The 20,340-nt window shown below is 46.0% G+C and carries 18 protein-coding genes; 8 read left to right on the top strand and 10 right to left on the bottom strand.

Annotation, left to right across the window (positions count from 1 at the left end; translation table 11 throughout):
* Positions 1-60: 60 nt before the first annotated feature.
* From AC3WTP_RS15805 to AC3WTP_RS15775, 7 genes are all read right to left on the bottom strand, one after another.
* Positions 61-1,023, bottom strand: coding sequence for an ABC transporter ATP-binding protein (locus tag AC3WTP_RS15805; protein ID WP_492395585.1), 963 nt, complete (start codon positions 1,021-1,023; stop codon positions 61-63).
* Positions 1,020-2,021: an ABC transporter ATP-binding protein gene (locus AC3WTP_RS15800; protein ID WP_492395584.1), complete on the bottom strand. Its 1,002-nt coding sequence runs from the start codon at positions 2,019-2,021 to the stop codon at positions 1,020-1,022. Before AC3WTP_RS15800 ends, AC3WTP_RS15805 begins: the two co-directional genes overlap by 4 nt.
* A 19-nt stretch (positions 2,022-2,040) precedes the next feature.
* Positions 2,041-2,991, bottom strand: a complete 951-nt coding sequence (locus AC3WTP_RS15795) for an ABC transporter permease (protein ID WP_492395583.1) — start codon at positions 2,989-2,991, stop codon at positions 2,041-2,043.
* A 2-nt stretch (positions 2,992-2,993) separates the two neighbouring features.
* Positions 2,994-3,926, bottom strand: coding sequence for an ABC transporter permease (locus AC3WTP_RS15790; RefSeq protein ID WP_492395582.1), 933 nt, complete (start codon positions 3,924-3,926; stop codon positions 2,994-2,996).
* Positions 3,927-4,053: 127 nt separating this feature from the next.
* The gene (locus tag AC3WTP_RS15785) at positions 4,054-5,724 is read right to left on the bottom strand and encodes a peptide ABC transporter substrate-binding protein (protein WP_492395581.1); all 1,671 of its coding nucleotides are present in this window, start codon (positions 5,722-5,724) and stop codon (positions 4,054-4,056) included.
* 549 nt (positions 5,725-6,273) lie between these two features.
* Positions 6,274-6,987, bottom strand: a complete 714-nt coding sequence (gene deoD, locus AC3WTP_RS15780; protein ID WP_492395580.1) for a purine-nucleoside phosphorylase — start codon at positions 6,985-6,987, stop codon at positions 6,274-6,276.
* Positions 6,988-7,256: 269 nt separating this feature from the next.
* Positions 7,257-8,006, bottom strand: a complete 750-nt coding sequence (locus tag AC3WTP_RS15775) for a Crp/Fnr family transcriptional regulator (protein WP_492395579.1) — start codon at positions 8,004-8,006, stop codon at positions 7,257-7,259.
* Between the two features lie 261 nt (positions 8,007-8,267).
* On the opposite strand from AC3WTP_RS15775, the gene AC3WTP_RS15770 reads away from it, so the two are divergent.
* From AC3WTP_RS15770 to AC3WTP_RS15745, 6 genes are all read left to right on the top strand, one after another.
* Entirely contained in the window at positions 8,268-9,284 is a 1,017-nt protein-coding gene (locus AC3WTP_RS15770; protein ID WP_492395578.1) for a BMP family lipoprotein, read from the top strand.
* 102 nt (positions 9,285-9,386) lie between these two features.
* Complete coding sequence (locus AC3WTP_RS15765) at positions 9,387-10,925, top strand: ABC transporter ATP-binding protein (RefSeq protein ID WP_492395577.1); 1,539 nt, start codon at positions 9,387-9,389, stop codon at positions 10,923-10,925.
* Positions 10,918-12,027 (top strand): ABC transporter permease, encoded by a 1,110-nt coding sequence (locus AC3WTP_RS15760; protein ID WP_492395576.1) that lies wholly within the window; start codon positions 10,918-10,920, stop codon positions 12,025-12,027. Before AC3WTP_RS15765 ends, AC3WTP_RS15760 begins: the two co-directional genes overlap by 8 nt.
* The gene (locus AC3WTP_RS15755) at positions 12,002-12,967 is read left to right on the top strand and encodes an ABC transporter permease (RefSeq protein ID WP_492395575.1); all 966 of its coding nucleotides are present in this window, start codon (positions 12,002-12,004) and stop codon (positions 12,965-12,967) included. Before AC3WTP_RS15760 ends, AC3WTP_RS15755 begins: the two co-directional genes overlap by 26 nt.
* A gap of 264 nt (positions 12,968-13,231) precedes the next feature.
* Entirely contained in the window at positions 13,232-13,726 is a 495-nt protein-coding gene (gene lepB, locus AC3WTP_RS15750; RefSeq protein WP_492395574.1) for a signal peptidase I, read from the top strand.
* A gap of 27 nt (positions 13,727-13,753) precedes the next feature.
* On the top strand, positions 13,754-14,347 hold the full coding sequence (locus tag AC3WTP_RS15745; protein ID WP_492395573.1) for a GNAT family N-acetyltransferase: 594 nt from the start codon (positions 13,754-13,756) through the stop codon (positions 14,345-14,347).
* A 92-nt stretch (positions 14,348-14,439) separates the two neighbouring features.
* Here AC3WTP_RS15745 and AC3WTP_RS15740 read toward each other — a convergent pair whose 3' ends face one another.
* Positions 14,440-15,300, bottom strand: coding sequence for a DegV family protein (locus AC3WTP_RS15740; protein ID WP_492395572.1), 861 nt, complete (start codon positions 15,298-15,300; stop codon positions 14,440-14,442).
* Positions 15,301-15,488: 188 nt separating this feature from the next.
* Positions 15,489-16,472: a peptide-methionine (S)-S-oxide reductase MsrA gene (msrA, locus tag AC3WTP_RS15735; RefSeq protein ID WP_492395571.1), complete on the bottom strand. Its 984-nt coding sequence runs from the start codon at positions 16,470-16,472 to the stop codon at positions 15,489-15,491.
* A 359-nt stretch (positions 16,473-16,831) separates the two neighbouring features.
* Here msrA and AC3WTP_RS15730 point away from each other — a divergent pair, with 359 nt between their 5' ends.
* Complete coding sequence (locus tag AC3WTP_RS15730; RefSeq protein ID WP_492395570.1) at positions 16,832-17,521, top strand: TerC family protein; 690 nt, start codon at positions 16,832-16,834, stop codon at positions 17,519-17,521.
* 350 nt (positions 17,522-17,871) lie between these two features.
* Entirely contained in the window at positions 17,872-18,759 is an 888-nt protein-coding gene (locus AC3WTP_RS15725) for an AraC family transcriptional regulator (protein WP_492395569.1), read from the top strand.
* Between the two features lie 111 nt (positions 18,760-18,870).
* On the opposite strand, the gene nhaC is transcribed toward AC3WTP_RS15725, so the two are convergent.
* Entirely contained in the window at positions 18,871-20,292 is a 1,422-nt protein-coding gene (gene nhaC / locus AC3WTP_RS15720) for a Na+/H+ antiporter NhaC (RefSeq protein WP_492395568.1), read from the bottom strand.
* Positions 20,293-20,340: the final 48 nt, after the last annotated feature.

The raw sequence follows: 20,340 nt of genomic DNA, 5'->3' as shown, positions 1-20,340 counted from the left end.
GGTGAAACCATTCGATAGGCAATACCAAGCTTATCGTCGGTATTGCCTATCGTGATGGTGTCAAACCAGGTGGCAAGCTACATGATGTCCTGGCTTCGCTTCGCGGAACTCCGGCGCTTCCTTAGCGCAGCGTTCTGTTGCATACGGACAGCGCGTGCGGAAGAAGCAGCCTGATGGAGGATTGATTGGGCTAGGAATTTCACCTTCCAGCACAATCCGTTCCTTTGAAGCTTCAATATCAGGGTCAGGAACAGGAATCGCGGACATTAAGGCTTTCGTATATGGATGAAGCGGATCGGAATATAGGGCCTCGCTCTCTGCAAGCTCAACCATTTTTCCAAGATACATAACAGCAACACGGTCACTAATATGCTTAACCATCGATAGGTCATGGGCAATAAACAGATAAGTCAGACCCATGCGGCCTTGAAGCTCTTTCAGCAAGTTGACAACCTGTGCTTGAATCGAAACGTCCAAGGCTGAGATTGGTTCATCACAGATGATGAACTTCGGATCAACTGCGAGTGCGCGTGCTATCCCTATCCGTTGACGCTGACCGCCAGAGAATTCATGCGGGTAACGGTTCGCGTGGTCAGGGTTCAGGTTAACCAGATCCAGCAATTCCTCAATGCGGCGCTTGCGTTCTGCACCGCGACTCGCCAGCTTATGAATATCAAGGGCTTCGCCGATAATATCGGAGATGGTCATTCTTGGATTCAGTGAAGCGTATGGATCCTGGAAGATCATCTGCATATAGCGGCGATATTCCTTCATCTGCGAGCGGTTCAAGCTATATATATTCGTACCATTGAATTTGACTTGACCTGCCGTAGGCTCGTACAAGCGAAGGACGGTACGTCCGACAGTGGATTTACCGCAACCGGATTCACCAACCATTCCGAGCGTTTCGCCTGCTCGAATATCAAAGCTCACATCATTAACGGCTTTGAGCGTTCCGCCATTTTTGACAGGGAAGTATTTCTTTAGGTTCTCGACCTGTATGAGTGGTTGAGATTGTGTCATTTTACCGCCTCCTTCGCCATAGGATGGAGCAGCCAGCAGCGTGCTTGATGCTTGTCACTAATGGTGGTGTATTCAGGATCATGGGTCTTGCATATGTTCATCGCGTGATCACAGCGTGCGCAGAATCCGCAGCCGGCAGGCGGCATTAACAAATCTGGCGGTGTACCGAGAATAGGAACCAATGGCTCATCCTTCTTCTGATCAATACGCGGTAAGGACTGCAGCAAGCCTTTTGTATAAGGGTGCTGTGGATTTTTGAATATTTCATGCTTCGTACCCGTTTCCACAATCTTGCCTGCATACATAACAATAACACGATCACATACATCAGCTACGATCCCAAGATCATGTGTAATCAAGATGATCGAAGTATGGAATTGCTCTTGCAAATCTTTCATTACAGACAATATCTGTGCTTGAATCGTTACATCAAGCGCCGTAGTAGGCTCGTCCGCAATCAGCAAGGAAGGCTGACAGGACAGTGCAATGGCGATCATCGCACGTTGACGCATACCGCCGGAGAACTCATGCGGATATTGATGGAATCTGGATTCCGCATGTGGAATACCTACGAGCTTCAGCATTCGGATTGCTTCTTCTTTTGCTTGAGCAGAATTCATAGCTTTGTGCTTGGTTAATACTTCTGTAATCTGTTTACCAATAGTCATTGTCGGATTCAAGGATGTCATCGGATCTTGGAAGATCATCCCGATGTCTTTACCGCGAATCGCTTGCATCTCTTTTTCCTTCAAGCTCAGCAGGTTTCTCTTATTAAACTTGATCTCACCGTTCTTTACAAAGGATGGCGGCGATGGCAACAGTCTCATAATGCTCTGTGCTGTTACACTCTTACCGCATCCCGATTCTCCTACAATTGCCACTGCTTCCCCCGGATTTACATGGAAGGAAACACCGCGTACTGCCTTAACTTCACCGCCGCGCGCTTTGAAGGAGACGTGCAGATCGTTGACTTCTAATAGGGGCTCTGTCTTATGCATGTCCATTCCTCCTAGACCATTATTTCTTCAATTTCGGGTCAAGCGCGTCACGCAAGCCGTCTCCGAACATATTAAATGCGAGCATTGTCAAGCTGATCATAATAGCTGGGAATATCAAGCGCCATGGATAGATAACCATTACCTTGATTCCTTCGTTAATCATCGTACCCCATGAGGCGGATGGAAGCTGAACACCTAAGCCGAGGAAGCTAAGTACGGCTTCGCTGAAGATGGCTGATGGTACAGCAAGTGTCATGGTAACGATAATTGGACCTAGCGAGTTCGGAATCAAATGACGCAATAGAATGCGCGAACCGGAAGCGCCTAAGGAACGAGCGGCCAACACGTATTCTTGATTCTTCAACTGCATGATCTGTCCGCGAACGATCCAGGACATATTAATCCAACCCGTTAAACATAGAGCGATAATGATCGTTACCAAGCTCGGTTCAAATACAACAACGAGCAGGATTGCAACCAGCATGTCAGGGATGGAATATACAATTTCTGAGAATTTGTTCATGAAATCATCGACTCTTCCGCCGACGTATCCCATGATTCCACCATAGATAACACCGATAACCAAGTTGATGCATGCCGCCGCGAAACCTACGATCAATGAAATGCGAGCGCCCATCCACGTACGGGTGAACATATCGCGGCCGAGGTCATCGGTACCGAACCAATGCTCTGAAGATGGAGGCAAGTTCGTTGCCATGAGATCATTTTTATTAGGATCGTATGATGTTAACCAAGGGCCAATAATAGCCATAATAATAAGCAAAATTAGAATGACAAGACCCGTCATCGCAGCCTTATTGGTGCGGAGCCGCAGCCATACATCACGCCATGCCGAAATGCTTTCACGCTGGATTGCCTCAGCGGCATGCTCATCTGGGCTTGCCTTTTGAAACTGCTCCGGTGTGAGTGGCTGCTGTGGGAGAGTATTGGAATTGTTAGTTGTTATCATGATTAGCTCTCCTTCTGCTTGCCAAGTTTGATCCGAGGATCAATCATGCCATATGCAATATCTGTAATAAAGCGAGCAGTCATCAGAATCAGACCGTAGAAGATCGTAATTCCCATAATGAGTGAATAGTCACGGTTACCGATACTAGTAACGTAAACTTTACCTAATCCAGGGATACCGAAGATTTGCTCGATAACGAATGAACCCGTAATAACACCCGCTGTAAGCGGTCCAAGATAAGTGATAACGGGCAAGATACCGTTTCGGATTACATGTCGACGCATAATCGTCCAATTATTCAATCCTTTAGAACGAGCCGTCTTGATGTAATCTGCATGGAGAACTTCCAGCATGCTTGAACGTGTCAGACGAGCGATAAAGGCGATTGGCATCGCTGACAGCGCCATAGTTGGAAGCACATAGTCTTTCGCTTCATTAAGACCAACAACATTGAAGATTGGAAACTGAACGCCGAGCAGCCACTGGATAAGTGCGGCAAGCACGAAGCTTGGAACCGATACGCCAATTACAGCAAATATCATGGCAGAAGTGTCTAGCATTTTCCTGTGATTAAATGCAGCCAGCAATCCAAGTGATACACCGATAATTACAGAGACGATAACCGCGACAATCCCCAGCTTAAGCGAGTAAGGGAAGGAGTCTTTAATGAAGTCAGTGACTTCGCGATCCGCCATCTTCATCGATATACCGAGATCACCTTGCACTAAGTTGGTCATATATATTGCATATTGTTCGTAATATGGCTTATCTAAGCCGTATTGCTCCATCAACTTCTCTTGAACCTGAGGCGGAACCGCCTTTTCGGAAGAGAAAGGATCACCCGGGATGGCGTTCATCAATATAAATGTGATTGACGCCAGTACGAACAAAGATGCGATAAAAAATATAATTTTATTTATAATGTAGCGTGCCATCACATTTTCACCGCCGGTAATATATTGTTTTATGAATAAATCATAAAATGGGAGTAAAAAAATTCGGGATACATGCGAACGAATCGCTTGCATGTATCCCAGCCTTCATGAGTATGAATATATCTTTCTACTCTACGTACCCGCGTGTAAAGTTGAAGTTACCCATAGCATCAACGAAGATATTTTTGAATTCTGGTTGCATCAATGTTACTGCAGTGTAGTAGTAGATTGGCAGGATAGCCATTTCATCTTCAATCAGAATCTTTTCAGCTTGAGCAAGCATGTCCATGCGTTTTTGTGGATCTGGCTCAACATAGGCACCTTTGATCAGCTTATCGAATTCTGGATTGCTAAAGCCGATATCGTTGTTACCGCCACCTGTGACGTAAAGATCTAGGAACGTCATAGGATCATTGTAATCTGGGTTCCAGCCTGCGCGTGCGACTTGATAGTCCAGAGTATGACGCTGTTCAAGGAATACTTTCCATTCTACGTTTTCAATTCTAACCTTAATGCCAAGATTGTTCGTCCACATATCTGCGATAGCTTGAGCTAATTTCTTGTGATTATCGTCAGTGTTATAAGTGAGTGTAATTTCCGGCAATTCAGTCATTCCAGATTCTTGCAAGCCTAGAGCGAGCAATCTCTTCGCTTCTTCAACATCTTCCTTGAAGTAGGTGTCAGGGTACTTATCACGGTATTGGCCTTCAACGGCGTTGATACCTGGAGGTACCATACCGAATGCTGGTTTTTGTTCGCCAAGTGTTACTTTGTCGATAAGCATCTGGCGATCGATCGACATTGATAATGCTTTGCGAATGTTCTTATTGTCAAACGGCTTTTCCTTATTGTTAAAGATGTAGTAGTAAAGTGACGCTTGAGGGTTGATGTTCAACTCGTCTGGCTTCGTTTTCTTCAACATTGGAATCTGATCAGTAGGTACTCCAATTCCCGGAGGTCCTACGTAGTCAAGTGCGCCTGTCTCATACATATTCATTGCCGTATTGGAATCATTGACCATGCTGATATCCACTTTAGTCAACTTAATCTCATCCAGGCTGTGGTATTGATCATTTTGCACAAGCTCGATTACATTGGAATGTTCCCACTTGGTCATTTTGAAAGGTCCGTTGGAAACGATCGTATTTGCTTCGAGATCCCACTTCGGATCAGCTTCAACTACCTTTTTGTTAACCGGGAAGTACGTTCCGAATGCTGTCAGATGCAAGAAGTATGGAGTTGGGTTCTCCAACTCAACTACCAATGTGTAATCGTCAGTAGCCTTTACACCGAGCTGACTTGGATCCGTAATTTCTTGGTTGAAGAATTTCTCACCGTTCTTGATGTAGTACATCTGATAGTTATACGGTGATGTTTTCTTCATATTTGGATCGAGCACTCGTTTCCAAGAATATTCGAAATCGTGAGCCGTTACAGGATCGCCGTTAGACCATTTTCCATCTTTGCGAAGGTGGAAAGTATATGTTTTGCCATCCTCTGAGATATCCCAACTCTCAGCCGCAGCAGGTTGAATGTTGTTATCCTTGTCTACTCGTGTCAAACCCTCGAAGATCGCTCCGATAACAGCGAATGATGGCGCATCTTGGGAAAGTGCGGGATCCAATGTTGGTGGTTCTGATCCCAGGTTAAAGCTGAATTCTTGCGGCTTGCCGCTTGCTCCGTTCGTCGAAGCACCGTCGTTTGATTTCGCTGAGTCTGAAGAACTACCGCAAGCGCTTAATAATGCGCTAAAAGCTAGAACGAGCGAAAGCAGTACCAGTATCGATTTCTTTCTCATGCAATGATGTTCCCCTTTCTGGATGAATTTATCTTTTAAACCAAATATTAACTTTACATTATACACTTGCTAAAGAAAAGTTACTGATTGGCTTGAAACATATAATAGCACAAGCTTCGCGAAGAGTCTTTACCTTTTTTCAAGTTTTTTAAGAAAAATGTCGTTATATGATGAACAATCTTCCTTTCTGTACAAACAAACGCCATATAAAATGCATGTAATGTAGAAAAATGTCAAAATAAATAGCATAAAATGACTTTACATTAAATGCTATAAATGGTCATAACTTAACTTTATATGGTTGATAAATGAAATCTCTAAGGTGAAATTACATACTGCAATGCGTATATTATTGCATGAATCTAAATTTTGGAGAGTAAGAGGATTGCTATAAAATGTATGGTGAGAGGGGAGTAGGGGGGATTGGGTGATCACGACAGGGAGAGCTGTGTCTGTTATGGATGGACAGCTATTGATAATCGAAATGATAGAAAAAAAAGCAATAGGACCAATGGTGGTAACACCGATCCTATTGCTTGAATATGACTATTAACCTTGCTTAGCTATTGCCGTATCGAGCGCCAATTCAATCATCTGATTGAAGCTGGTTTGGCGTTCTTGAGGCGTTGTTTCTTCTCCAGTGAGGATATGATCGCTCACCGTTAAGAGAGACAATGCTTTCGCTTTATACTTCGCCGCTAGAATGTATAATGCTGCTGTCTCCATCTCTACGGCCATTACACCGTACTCACCGAGTCTCTTTGTCCACTCAGGACGCTCGGAATAGAAGTAATCGGACGAATGAATGTTGCCGACACGCACCTTGATTCCGCGCTCTTGCGAGATCGTGTACGCCTGATGCAATAGACCGAAGTCGGAGATCGGAGCGAAAGCAACACCTGGGAAGAAGTGCTCTACAATAGAAGAATCCGTCGTGACGCCCTGCGCCATCAGCACATCTCTTATTTTTACATCTTCTTGAATGGCTCCGCAGGTACCTACTCGGATCAAGGTCTTGCAGCCATAATCCTTCATCAGCTCAGAAGCATAGATGGAGAAGGACGGAATTCCCATACCAGAACCTTGAACGGAAATGCGATGCCCTTTATAAGTACCTGTAAATCCAAACATGTTGCGGACTTTGTTATAGCATTCAACCTGCTCTAGGAACGTTTCCGCGATATGCTTGGCGCGCAGTGGATCCCCTGGTAGTAACACCGCTTCAGCTATGTCACCGTGACGGGCTTCAATATGGATGCTCATCATAATCCTCCATTTCATATTTCTAGTTGATAAGAACATTAAACGTACTCAACCATATTCTTACTCAAGTTCATGAGATTAATTCGAGGTTATCATGAATCATTCTACAATTTCTGTAATGAAAGCGCATGCAGAAATGTGAATTTCATTACAAAAAAAAGGTAGGGGACATTACTGCAAAGGTAACGTCCCACATATAGAATAGAGTTAATAGCGGTAGTTAATGCCATGACCAGATGAATATCGCCGGCAACTGACACAAGCTTTGGTTACGTTTGCACGGGAAAAACGTGCTGGTCAACCTCTTCGCCGCGCCATTTGCGCTGGTGAGATTGGATAATGCTTGCCTCACACAACTTCATGAGGCGGTTAAGGTCCATAATATATATCGTTTTTTGCTTCATATGAATAAGTCCTTCATCTTGGAATTCCTTCATTACTTTAGACAGTGATTCACGAGTAACGCCGATCATGTTCGCAAGAATATGGTGCGTCAGTCTATACCGGATGTACAGCTGGCCTTCTTCCTCAACTCCCATATTAAAGTAGAGGTCTACGAGCAGGTTGGCTGCTTTGCGTCGTACATCCATACTGGATAAATAAACGACCTTGCGGTTAAGGACGCGAAGATGGTCCACTAGCTGCGAGTAAGCTCGTCTAAGAACAGAAGGATATCGTTCCGATACACTCAAGAATTCATCTTTCGTGAGCACCCAGGAGTGAACGGTTTCCATTGCTTCAACAGAAGCAATGCGGGTATGACTAGGATACAGCGCTTCGAATTCACCTACTGTTTCACCTGGGAAGAAGAAGTTGAATATAACTTCTTTCTCATCCTGCAAGCTGAACACTTTTACCGAACCAGAGCGGATAATGAATACATCTCTATTCGTATCTTCCTCATAAATGAGGGTATGGTTCTTGTTGAATTGTCTTGGCTTTAGCTTAGGAGCGAGCTCCTGCAAAGCTTGGTCCGGCAACTCTTGAAATAAGTACACCTGACGTAGATCTGTTATCATGAGCACCATCCTCATTTGTTAATCGCTGTAGCGAAGTCATGTATATCTCATTATACATGATAATTCGAGCTTATTGAACCGATGGTCAATCTTGGGTGGATCCCATTGTGACCCCGTTGACTCTATTAAGGAGGTGAGCGCTGCATTTTCTGCAGATGGTCAACTATTCTGGAAACACTGCAGTCGCACTGGATTGAGAACGGTTACATTTTGTTTCGTTTGGGGTAATGAAGACTAGTAAATCATAAGGGGGAAACAAGAATGAAAGGTTCAAAGAAAAAAATGTTGTTGCTGACGTTGATCAGCGTATTGATGCTGTCTGCAGTACTCGCAGGCTGCGGAGCGAAGAATGGCAGCGGTAAGCAAAGCGATTTGAAGGTAGGCTTGGTAACTGACCTTGGCAGTATAAACGACAAGTCCTTTAATCAGAGCGCATGGGAAGGGCTGCAGCAGTTAGAGAAAGATACAGGCATTCAGGTTAAGGCTCTAGAGCCTAAGAAAGACAGCGAGCTTGTTCCGAGCTTAAACAAATTCGTCAAGGATAAATACGATCTGACTTGGGCGACAGGTATGACGATGATGGACCCGGTAGCTGAAGTTTCCTCTAAGAATCCAGACAGCAAAATGGCCATCGTAGATGCTGAAGTTAAGGGTCCTAACGTGGCTTCGATCTTGTTCCAAGAGCATGAAGGTTCCTTCTTGGTTGGTGTTATCGCTGGTTCTATGACGAAGACGAATACGATCGGTTTTGTAGGCGGTATGGAACTGCCGGTTATCAAGCGCTTTGAAGCAGGCTTCAAAGCAGGTGTTCAAGCTGTAAATCCTAATGCAAAAGTAGAAGCATTATATGTAGGCGATTTCAACAGCGTTGATAAAGGTAAAAATGCTGCAAGCACACTGTATAACAAAAAAGCAGACATCGTCTTCCATGCAGCGGGCCAAGCAGGAAACGGCGTATTCACTGAAGCTAAAGAGCGCAAGAAGAACGGTGAAGATGTATGGGTTATTGGTGTAGATATGGACCAGTCGTTGACACATGGTGACGACATTACATTAACATCCATGGTCAAGCGCGTAGACCAAGCTGTATTGCAAGTATCCAAGATGATGCAAGATGGTAAGTTCCCAGGAGGACAAACATTGTATTTCGGTCTGAAGGAAAAGGGAGTAGACATCGCTCCAACTTCCTCTAAGAACGTTCCAGAGGATGTTCTGAAGAAAGTGGAAGAGTATCGTGAGAAGATCATCTCCGGTGAAATCAAAGTACCTACTGAATAATTAGGTTAAGCAACTCGACGATTGGATCGACAAGTTGGCATATTAAGGAAAGAGGGCTGTCTCATAGGTTTGAGACAGCCCCTGTTGTAAGGGGGAATTCTCATGGCAGAACAGCAGGAAGTAGTATTAGAACTGAAGGGACTCACCAAAAGGTTTCCAGGTGTGCTGGCTAGCGATCATATCGATTTGAAGCTGCATAAAGGTGAGATACTGGCGCTGCTCGGCGAGAACGGAGCAGGGAAGTCCACCTTGATGAATATGGTATTCGGCTTGTATAAGCCGGATGAAGGTGAAATATGGGTTAATGGCAAGCAAGTTGCGATGGACACGCCGAGTAAAGCGATTGAACTGGGAATTGGAATGGTGCATCAGCACTTTAAATTGGTACAAACCTTTACTATTACCGAAAATATTATGCTTGGAATGGAAGAGAAGCGCGGTCTTAGTCTTGATAAGAAGACGGCGGCCAAGCGAATTAAGGAGCTGTCAGATGCTTATAAGCTAAATCTGGAGCCCAATGCTAGAATAGATTCGATCTCTGTAGGCATGCAGCAGCGAGTCGAAATTATGAAGATCTTATACCGTGGCGCGGACATCCTCATATTCGATGAACCGACAGCCGTACTAACTCCGCAGGAAATTACAGAGTTGCTCGGCATACTGCGCAAATTAGCGAATGAAGGTAAGTCGATCATTCTCATTACTCATAAGCTGAAAGAAATCATGGAGGCGGCTGACCGTTGTACTGTTATCCGAAGAGGCAAGGTTATCGATACGTTGACGGTTGCTGAAGCTTCCCCTCAACAGCTAGCCGAACGGATGGTTGGACATGACGTGAAGCTGAAGGTGGATAAGAGCGAAGCTCATCCTGGCGAAGTGATGCTCGAAGTGAAAGGGATTAACGCGCGAGATGATTCGGGTTATCAGAAGTTGAACAATCTATCATTCAACGTGAAGGCAGGGGAAATCGTCGGCATCGCGGGAGTCGACGGCAACGGCCAGTCGGAGCTTGTTGAAGCGATCAGCGGGATGAGGAAGATCGATCAGGGCTCTGTCCTTCTTAACGGCAAGGAGATTAACAATAGGGGGCCGCGCGAAGTATCGGAGAGCGGTGTCGGCCATATTCCGCAGGATCGCCACAAGCACGGATTAGTGCTGGACTTCACTCTAAGTGAAAATGGTGTACTGAAATCGTATTTCAAATCTCCGTGGAGCCGCAAGGGTATCCTCAATCATGATGCGATTCGCAAAGAAATGGAACGTTATATCGAAGAGTACGACATTCGAACTCCTGGAAGTGAAGTGACAGCTGGCTCATTATCCGGCGGTAATCAGCAGAAGGTCATTATCGCTCGCGAGATCGAGAGTATGCCGAAGCTGCTGATTGCGGCTCAACCGACACGCGGTTTGGACGTAGGGGCTATATCATTCGTGCATAAACAGCTGATCGCTGAGCGCGATGCAGGTAAGGGCGTTCTGTTAGTATCGTTTGAGCTTGAAGAAATCATGAACGTTGCGGATCGCATCATCGTCTTGTTTAACGGTCAAGTCGTCGGAGAGACGACGCCGCAGAAAACGAATGAGCAAGAGCTTGGACTAATGATGGCTGGCAAGCAAGTAGGGGGTGCTGCGCATGTCTAAACAACAGGGACTGCTGTCACGCTTAGCAAAAGAGTCCGTATGGATATCCTTGCTCTCAATTTTAATAGGTTTGCTCATAGGGGCAGTCATCATGCTCGTAGGGGGCTATAACCCGTTATTAGCCTACTATTCCTTGTTTGATACGGTTGTAGGTAACCTGTATGACTTCGGGGAAACGCTGCGAACCATCGTTCCATTGATCATGACTGGCTTAGCGGTTGCAATCGCATTCCGTACAGGGATGTTTAATATCGGGGTAGAAGGCCAGATCGTTATGGGCTCTCTCGGTGCATTGCTCGTAGGTTATTTCGTCGATCTCCCGCCTGTGCTGCACGGAATTGTAGCTATCATCGTAGGTACGCTTGCAGGGGGCATATGGGGTTGGCTGGTTGCCTGGCTCAAGACGACCCGCGGCATTAATGAAGTTATCACTTGTATCATGTTAAACTGGACCGCTCTATATATCAGCCATATCGTGATTCGTGTCTTCATGGAGGAGTCTGGCACACAGCGTTCGAAGTTGATCCAGGATTCAGCAAGCATCGATATACCATGGCTAATTAATCTAATGGACGGCGCACGTATTCACTGGGGCTTCCTGCTGGCTATTCTGGCATTGATCTTCTATGCCTACTTCATGAATAAGACCACATGGGGATACGAATTCCGCGCTGTAGGATCTAATCCGCATGCAGCGCATTATGCAGGTATTAAAGTAAATACAGTCATTAAGCGCTCCTTCTTTATCTCCGGTATGCTCGGCGGTATGGTTGGAACATTCGAGATTCTAGGCGTATTCAAGTACATGGCTATTTCGCCAGCGACTTCGGGCCTCGGCTTCGATGGGATTGCCGTTGCCTTGTTGGGGATGAACACGGCGATTGGCATATTGCTCGCGGCAACATTGTTCGGCGTATTAATGTACGGAGCGACGGGCATGAGCTTCGGTGCAGATGTGCCGGGTGAAGTTATTCGGATGGTTATCTCCATCATCATCTTCTTCTCAGCAGCTCCAGGCATTATCCGAATGCTGTTGAACTTCCGTTCTCGCAAATCGCGAAAGGAGGTGAGCTCGGATGGAAACAATAGCGTTTCTGCTTAATGGTTCGTTAGCATTTGCAACTGCGCTAATATTCGCCGCGCTCGGTGGATTGATTACAGAGCGCGCTGGTGTTATTAACCTAGGGCTCGAAGGCTTCATGATATCAGGTGCATTCGCGGCTGGGGTTGCCGCTCATTATGCAGAGTCATCTGGATTGTTTGAATCAATTCCATGGATTACGCCATGGATTGGATTTATTGCAGCACCGATCTTTACATTGCTATTTGCCTTACTGCATGCAGTTGCTTCCGTCACCTTCAAAGCTAATCAGGTTGTCAGCGGGGTCGTCATCAACATGCTGGCGCTCAACTCCACCTTCTTCTTGGTGAAGCTGTTGTTTGACGGTGCGGCTGATACGCCGATGTTAATGACTAAGATCGATAAATGGAATGTGCCTTTCTTGTCGGATATACCATTCATAGGAACGGTATTCTTCAAGGCTTATCCCGTGACTTACATCGCGCTTGCGATGTGTGGTATCGGATATTACATCATGTTCCACACACCGATCGGACTGCGGCTTCGCGCGGTAGGTGAGCATCCAGGCGCCGCGGATACGGCAGGTATCCGTGTTAACCGGATGCGATTCTGGGCCGTATTAGTCGGAGGTATGGTTGCTTCCCTCGGCGGAGCTACGATTACCCTGACCGTACAGAGCTTCTTCTCCTACCATACAATTTCAGGTCAAGGGTTTATCGCGATTGCAGCGGTTATCTTCGGTCGTTGGCATCCAATTGGAGCGATGGGAGCGGCATTGTTCTTCGGATTCGCGCAAGCACTCCGAGACCAGATGCAGTTGTTCGATTTCGCGCAGAGTATTCCGACAGAAGTGTTCTACCTGCTTCCTTATGTAGCGACTTTGGTCGTATTGATCTTTACTTCCAAGCGCTCACATTCGCCAGCTGCGCTCGGAACTTCATACGAAGCAGGCAAACGCTAGTTTTGAGTTAATCAACAGCAAAGCATATAGGATTTCTAGTAGGCCAAGTTCATGATCATGTGTTGATGAACTTGGCCTTTTTTCCGTATGTAGAAGTTTATAACATAGTTCAGTATAATACTATATATTCCCTTCATTTTCATAGGGATTCTTATTTCAGCTGGCTCGATTGCTATAGTAGATTTAAGAGTGCTGGCTATCGCTTTATCTAGCAGGTACTAGATTTGCTAGGTATTATTATTCCATGGCGAAAGGACGAAGTGAATGAACTGGAAAGCAATTCGACAATATGCGCTAATTATCATGTTAGGGGTTGGCATTAGTTTTCTGATTCAGGAGGTCGCATATGCGCAAATCGTAGTTAATCAGAAATCGATGCAGCATACATATGACCCGGGTGATCGCCTATTGGAGAATAAGTGGATCTATTACTTGGAGTCACCTCAGAAAGGTGAGGTCGTTATTCTGCACGAGCCAGAGACGGGCCGAAGGCTAATTAAGCGTGTAATCGCTACCGCTGGCGATACGATTGATATGAAGGATGGTCAATTAATCGTGAACGGCGTTGTGCAGGATGAGCCTTATGTATGGGGTGAAACCTATCCCAACGGCATGACACTGCCTTATACTGTACCTGATCAAGAAGTGTTTGTCATTGGAGACAATCGTGAGATAAGCAGTGACAGCCGCGCTTTCGGATCCGTACCCTTATCGTCTGTTGAAGGAAAGGTTGTAGCTAAGCTGTGGCCTTTGTTCTGATTTTAAGAAAAGGAAGGTAGGCAGATCATGCCCCACTGGATTGGTAATCGATTAAGATTAAGAGAGTATCGTATGGACGACTTGCCGCATATTCGAAAATGGGTGAATGACGGCGAAGTTACAGCAGGGCTGCATGATATGTTCCTGCGACCGCATGCCGAGAAGACGACAGAAGCCTTTATTCAGGATATGATGTCATCTAATCCGAATTTGCATGCATATATTATCGCGGATCGGGAAACCGAGGCTTACATAGGTCAGATCGATATGTCGGTGGATTGGAAGAATCGCACAGGGACAATCGGCATTTCGATTGGAGTTAAGGATCACCAGGGAAAGGGAATCGGTGAAGAGGCGATTCGTTTATTAATGGCAGTAGCGTATGAGCAACTCGGTCTTCATCGCATTCAATTAGACGTCTACAGCTATAATGAACGCGCATACCGCTGCTATAAGCGATGTGGATTTATAGAGGAAGGCCGCATGCGGGAAAGACTATACCGAAACGGTCAGTGGCAAGACATCGTGAGCATGGGTATTCTCAAGCGTGAATATGATCAAGATGCAAAGAATGATCCCTACAAGCAGGCCGTCAGATGGCAAGGTCCTGAACAGGGTTAAGGAATTGCAGCTATCGACAACATAGAGGCGCAGCAACCAGTTCCATGCTGAGACATGGGAGCGGCTGCTGCGCCTTATGTATTGTTCGTCAATTATGAGCTTTTCTTTGTGAACACAATTCCAATTGTATTTGAACCGCAATGGCTGGAGATGACACAACCTGCGTCAGACATAAATACGTGCTTAGCGCCTATTTGAAGCTCCAACTGCTCTTTTAAATACTTTGCGTCAGCATCGGAGAAAGAGTGTGTAACGAATATCGTATCGTTATCCATCTGATCCTTCATGTGCAGCGCGTTGTTCAGCAACTGTTCCAGCGCTTTCTCACGTTTGCCGCGAATCTTGTTCGTCGGCGTCATCTTACCGTCGATGACTTTAATAACGGGACGGATACGCAGCAATGTGCCGAGCAGATTCTGCAGACCGCTGCAGCGGCCGCCTTTATACAAGTAATCCAATGTATCGATGATAAACTCAGTTTCGACATGTTTGCGCAATTCTTCTATATGCGCTTTAATGTCATCTACAGAATGGCCTTCTTCAACCATTTTCACCGCGCGCAGCACAAGCAGTCCGATACCAGTCGACAGGTTTAAGGAGTCAATTACCGTAATCTTGCCTGGCTCGTCTTCCAACATCTGCGATGCAATAGTTGCATTCTGAATCGTTGATGATAGATGAGAAGACAGTCCAATGTAAATGACATCATCTCCATTAGCGACTACTGGTTTGAACAGGTTCATAAAATCTGCAGGTGAAGGAGCAGCCGTCTTAGGAAGTGCTCCGCATTGCTCAACCTGTTCATATAATTTAGCGGGACTCATATCCACGCCATCCTTGTATGATGTATCACCAAACGTTACATATAAAGGTACAATGCCAATATCATATTGTTCAATTAACGATCGGGGCAGATCGCAAGTGCTATCCGAAAATATCCTAATGGATGCCATGTATGTCCCTCCTGATTGCTTACACTTCGAATCATATGTGTTATATGCAGACCACATTTTATTATACTTGAATTGGGCTCAGCAATCACGAGTAAAACCATTCCTTATACTGGAAATAGAGAAGCGGAATATAGAATACAGCCCTTGCAGAAGCGGATACCGATCCGAGTGGCTGCAAGGGCTGTTGTTTATTTTTTAGAGTTGAACAATGATTTGAATTGTCCATAGCCTTCCTTCTCCAGATCTGTAGCTGGAATGAACCGGAGTGCTGCTGAATTAATACAGTATCGAAGACCATTGGGGCCAGGTCCGTCATCAAACACATGTCCTAGATGAGAATCTCCCAATCTACTGCGAACCTCAGTGCGAATCATTCCGTAGGCCAAATCCATCTTTTCTTCGACATGGAAGGGAGCTATCGGGTTCGTGAAGCTCGGCCAACCGCAACCCGAATCAAATTTATCCAGAGAACTGAACAATGGTTCCCCTGAGACGACATCGACATAAATTCCGTCTTCTTTGTGATCCCACAGTTCATTTTGAAATGCAGGCTCGGTACCGTTCTTCTGAGTTACATGATACTGCATTGGCGTTAAGCGCTCTTTGAGAAGAGCGCGCTCCTCTTCGCCGATTCCCCAATGCTGTTTGATGTATGCGTCACGTCCAGAACCCTTGCGGTAACGCTTGTAGTGCGCAGCATTTTTCAAATGATAATTCTGATGGTAATCCTCCGCCTCGTAAAAGGTGCTGGCAGGAACGATCTCGGTTGCGATTGGTTTCGTAAAGCGGCCGCTTGCTTCTAATGCCTGCTTCGAACGCTCAGCAAGCTCATGCTGCTTCTCGTTATGGTAGAAGATCGCTGTACGGTAAGAAGAACCGCGATCGAAGAACTGACCGCCAGCATCCGTAGGATCGACCTGCTGCCAGAAGATGTCCAACAGCTTCTCATAGGGGAATATTTCAGGGTTATAGGTAATTTGGACAGCTTCTGCATGTCCTGTCGTTTCTGTGCATACTTCCTTATATGTAGGATCCGGTGTTCGTCCACCTGTATATCCGGACACAATCCGTTGAATACCGGGGAGCTGTTCAAAGGGTGTCACCATACACCAGAAACAACCTCCAGCAAAGGTAGCTAGTTCATATGTTGAGGCTTCTTGTGAAGAATTCATGGTTTCTTACCTCCTTCGTTGCGTATGAGCCTATATTACCCAATTCAGGTCATTTCCTCAACAAGGGGGTGGAAAATTAGTAATTTTTCTCTTGAACTGAAAAAAATAGCGTGATATCATAAGAACATTGAAAAACATGATAATCTCCTTAAAGGGGAGTAGCTGTACAGTAAAGTCGTCACTACGGGAATCGCGGGCTGCGATCCTCGGCTTTACTGGCAACGTAGAACGTTGTTTGCGAGACCTTTGCCCACTGACGGTAGAGGTCTCTTTTTATTTGACCGTTACCTCGTGGGGGTAACGGTATTTTCATGTTAAAGCACTAAAGTATACGAAGAGATTTCGGAGGAGGAGAATGGGTGGATTTTTTTAGTGTTGATTTTTTTACAGCGTTGATGTCGATCGTCCTCATTGATTTAGTGCTTGCAGGGGATAATGCGATTGTTATCGGTCTTGCGGCTCGCAACTTGCCGAAGGCGGATCAGAAGAAAGTTATTGTATGGGGGACAGTTGGAGCAGTAGTCATCCGTATCATTGCAACGATGGCTGTCGTGTGGCTGCTGAAGATCCCTGGCCTGCTTCTGATCGGGGGGCTGTTATTAATCTGGATCGCGATTAAGCTAGTAGCCGAAGAGAAAGATCATGACGTCAAAGCTGGCGTCAGCATATGGGCGGCGATTCGAACGATCATTATTGCGGATGCCGCAATGGGGCTGGACAATGTATTGGCAGTAGCAGGCGCGGCAGATGGCGATATGCTTCTCGTTGTACTTGGTCTCGCGATTTCGGTTCCTGTCGTAGTGTGGGGAAGTACACTCGTTCTGAAGCTCATCGAGCGTTTCCCGTGGATCATATTAGTTGGTTCAGCAGTATTGGGCTGGACGGCAGCTAAGATGTTTGTAGGCGAGAAGTTTCTGGCGCCATTCTTTACAGATCCGTTCGTTAAGTACGGATTCGAGGCACTTGTTGTAGCATTTGTTGTTCTGGTCGGCATCAGTAAGAGACGCAAGAGTTCTGCGCATGTGAAAGCAGATGCCCATAGCGCGTAGTGCGTAGTGCAACATAATATGTACTTCATAAGTTGAATACATGTACTTGCGGGAGGGCTTTGCCTTGGAGTTCGAATATGAACCTCAGGGTAAAGTCCTTTTTTCTGTTGGCGAAATCAAAATATCGGAGCTATGAATGACAGCAAAAGGCTCTGTGTATACAGCTTATGACGCAGTGCTGTTATTTGTGATTAGGAACGGTGTAGTCTTGAGAACGTAAACAAGATACAATAGAAGCAATACATGCTTATGCCAAATGCTGCTGGACGGAGTGTGTAAAATATAGCGTCAGATTTATTCTATTCTTATGAGGCTAAATGATATTCATACTATATTAGGGAGGCCGTCCGGTGTCTGAAACAGCACAGCTCACGATTAATCATTCGCCCAGCAAAGGGGAATTAACCGTTTTGTTTAGCGGTAATTCGCAAACTCATGGCGGTCACATCGCTGGACCCATCATTCTGGATTATGTACTAATTCATATCATTGTTTCGGGACGCGGGACGTTTACTTCGCGTGGCACTACCTATCATTTACATAAAGGAGACTGCTTTTTTATATTTCCGAGTGAGTTGGTCACATATCAGGCTGATGAAAATGATCCATGGTCGTATCTCTGGGTTGCCTCTCGTGGAACATTGGCTGAAAGCTTATTGTCGGATATAGGAGTAGGACCCCATCTACCCATTATTCACCTTGAACAGGATGATCACGTGACTTGTTTATTTCGACGTACCCAGGACGCGCTTATTAGCGGCGGAAAGATGGGGGATCTTGAGGCAGAGGCTCTATTGAGACTGGCGTTAGTTGATATTAGCAAGTCCAAGCAGCATCATCATGCAATTGGCCTTGAAGTTCGTTCCGACTTAGAACGACAAGTAGAAGAGGCTGTACGTTACATGACGCTGCGGTACAACACTCCGATTTCGATCGAGCAGCTAGCACAGCAATTTGGCTATCATCGGACTTATTTTTCGAAGATGTTTCATGAGATTATGGGTGAGACACCGATCCAAATGCTTATTCGGCTTCGGATGGAGCGCGCACGCACGCTTCTGATCACGACGAAGCTGTCCGTAGAACATATCGCATCCTCAGTAGGGTATCTAGATGCGCTGTACTTCTCGAAGATGTATAAGCGTTCGTATGGTGATTCGCCAACAGCCTATCGCAAGGAGCATCAGATTCAAGTGCCGATGGCGGTAAACATGAATGCGCCCCGTGCCGATGCTTAGCAGGAGCTCTCTGTAACATGAACTAAAAAGTCCGCACATCCCATGCATTCGCATTGATGTACGGACAGATTAATCTATATGATGGCTATAACGATGGTAGCAATGCTTCAGCTATTCATTCAGTGTCTTACGCTTCAACCCTGGAAGAAGCGCAAATGCGAACGTACAGAGCGGCGATATCCAGAGGAAGAAGGCATATGGAGCATAGTCCATTACCGTCATCCCGAGAGCGCTCGTCATCATAGCGCCGCTAACTCCCCAAGGGATGAGCGGGTTCACGAGTGTCCCGCAATCTTCCAATGTTCGAGACAGTGTTAGACGTGGAATTCCCCGACGCTCATACTCCTGTTCAAACATCTGGCCTGGCAGAAGAATGGACATATACTGTTCACCTGTCAGGAAGTTTACTCCGATAGAACTGATGCCAGTCGACACGACAAGCGTTTCTTTGCGCTTGATCGGTTGAATGATGCGGTTGAATAAGGCTTGAATAACACCGCCGTTCTGCAGCAGGCCGCCGAAGGCAAACGCGATGCCAATTAAGGCGATCGAGCCCATCATCGACATTATGCCTCCACGGTTAACGATACGTGCAACGGACTCATTGGCGATATCGGCGTTGAAGCCATACTGCATCACCTGGAGCCAAGACGGGATATCCCAGTTTCCTTGGATAATACCGACAACGAGCAGTCCGCTGCCGATTCCAATCAGCAGTGTAAGCAGGATAGGAACACGGCGTATCGCTGCAATTAGGACGATAGGGAGCGGCAGCAGGGCAATCAGATGAATATTAAATGATTCGTCCATCGCTTGCTTCATCGCGCCCAACTGCGTCAGATCTGTATTCTCGACATGACCGAAGAACAAGAAAGCCGCACAAGTGAGCAGGAAGGCTGGTATCGTCGTTTTCGTCATGTTCCGAATATGGTCGTTCATGCGTACTCTCGCTACTGCTGATGCAAAGTTGGTCGTGTCGGACAATGGCGACATCTTATCACCGAAGCAGGCGCCAGAAACGACCGCTCCAGCAACAAGATGCGTGTTAATGCCCATAGAAGCTGCCATACCTACTAAAGCTACGCCGAATGTACCGACCGTTGTGATCGAGCTGCCGACGAACATAGATACCACCATCGTCAACAGCATGGCGCTTAATGCAAACCATTGGGGCTGAAACCAATTAGCTCCATAGACAAGCAACGTTGGAACGGTGCCGCTCATCATCCAGACGGCGATCAGGATGCCGATTAAGACGAGCAGGATAGCGGGCATTACAGAAGCTTGCAGACCCTTGATCAAGGATTGCTCGACTTGCTTCCAGGATTGTCCGCACAGCATAAGTCCAATTCCAGTTGTGACTGTTGCGATTAATAACGGCAGATGCGGTTCTGCTTTCCAGACTAGAATGGTTAGCAGAAGCCAGCTCATAACTAGTATGAAAATAATTAAGCTCTGTTTAAATGTAACGGTGTTTGATGTAGATTCCTCTCGAAGTGGGTCAGAGGATGTGTCGTGATGCTTTGAATTCATAGCTGTTCACCCCTTGAATGATGACATCCGGCAGACTGCCTTTTATAC

It is taken from the genome of Paenibacillus sp. EB106-04-04-XG159, assembly GCF_058791835.1.
This window is presented reverse-complemented; position numbering and strand designations above follow the sequence as displayed.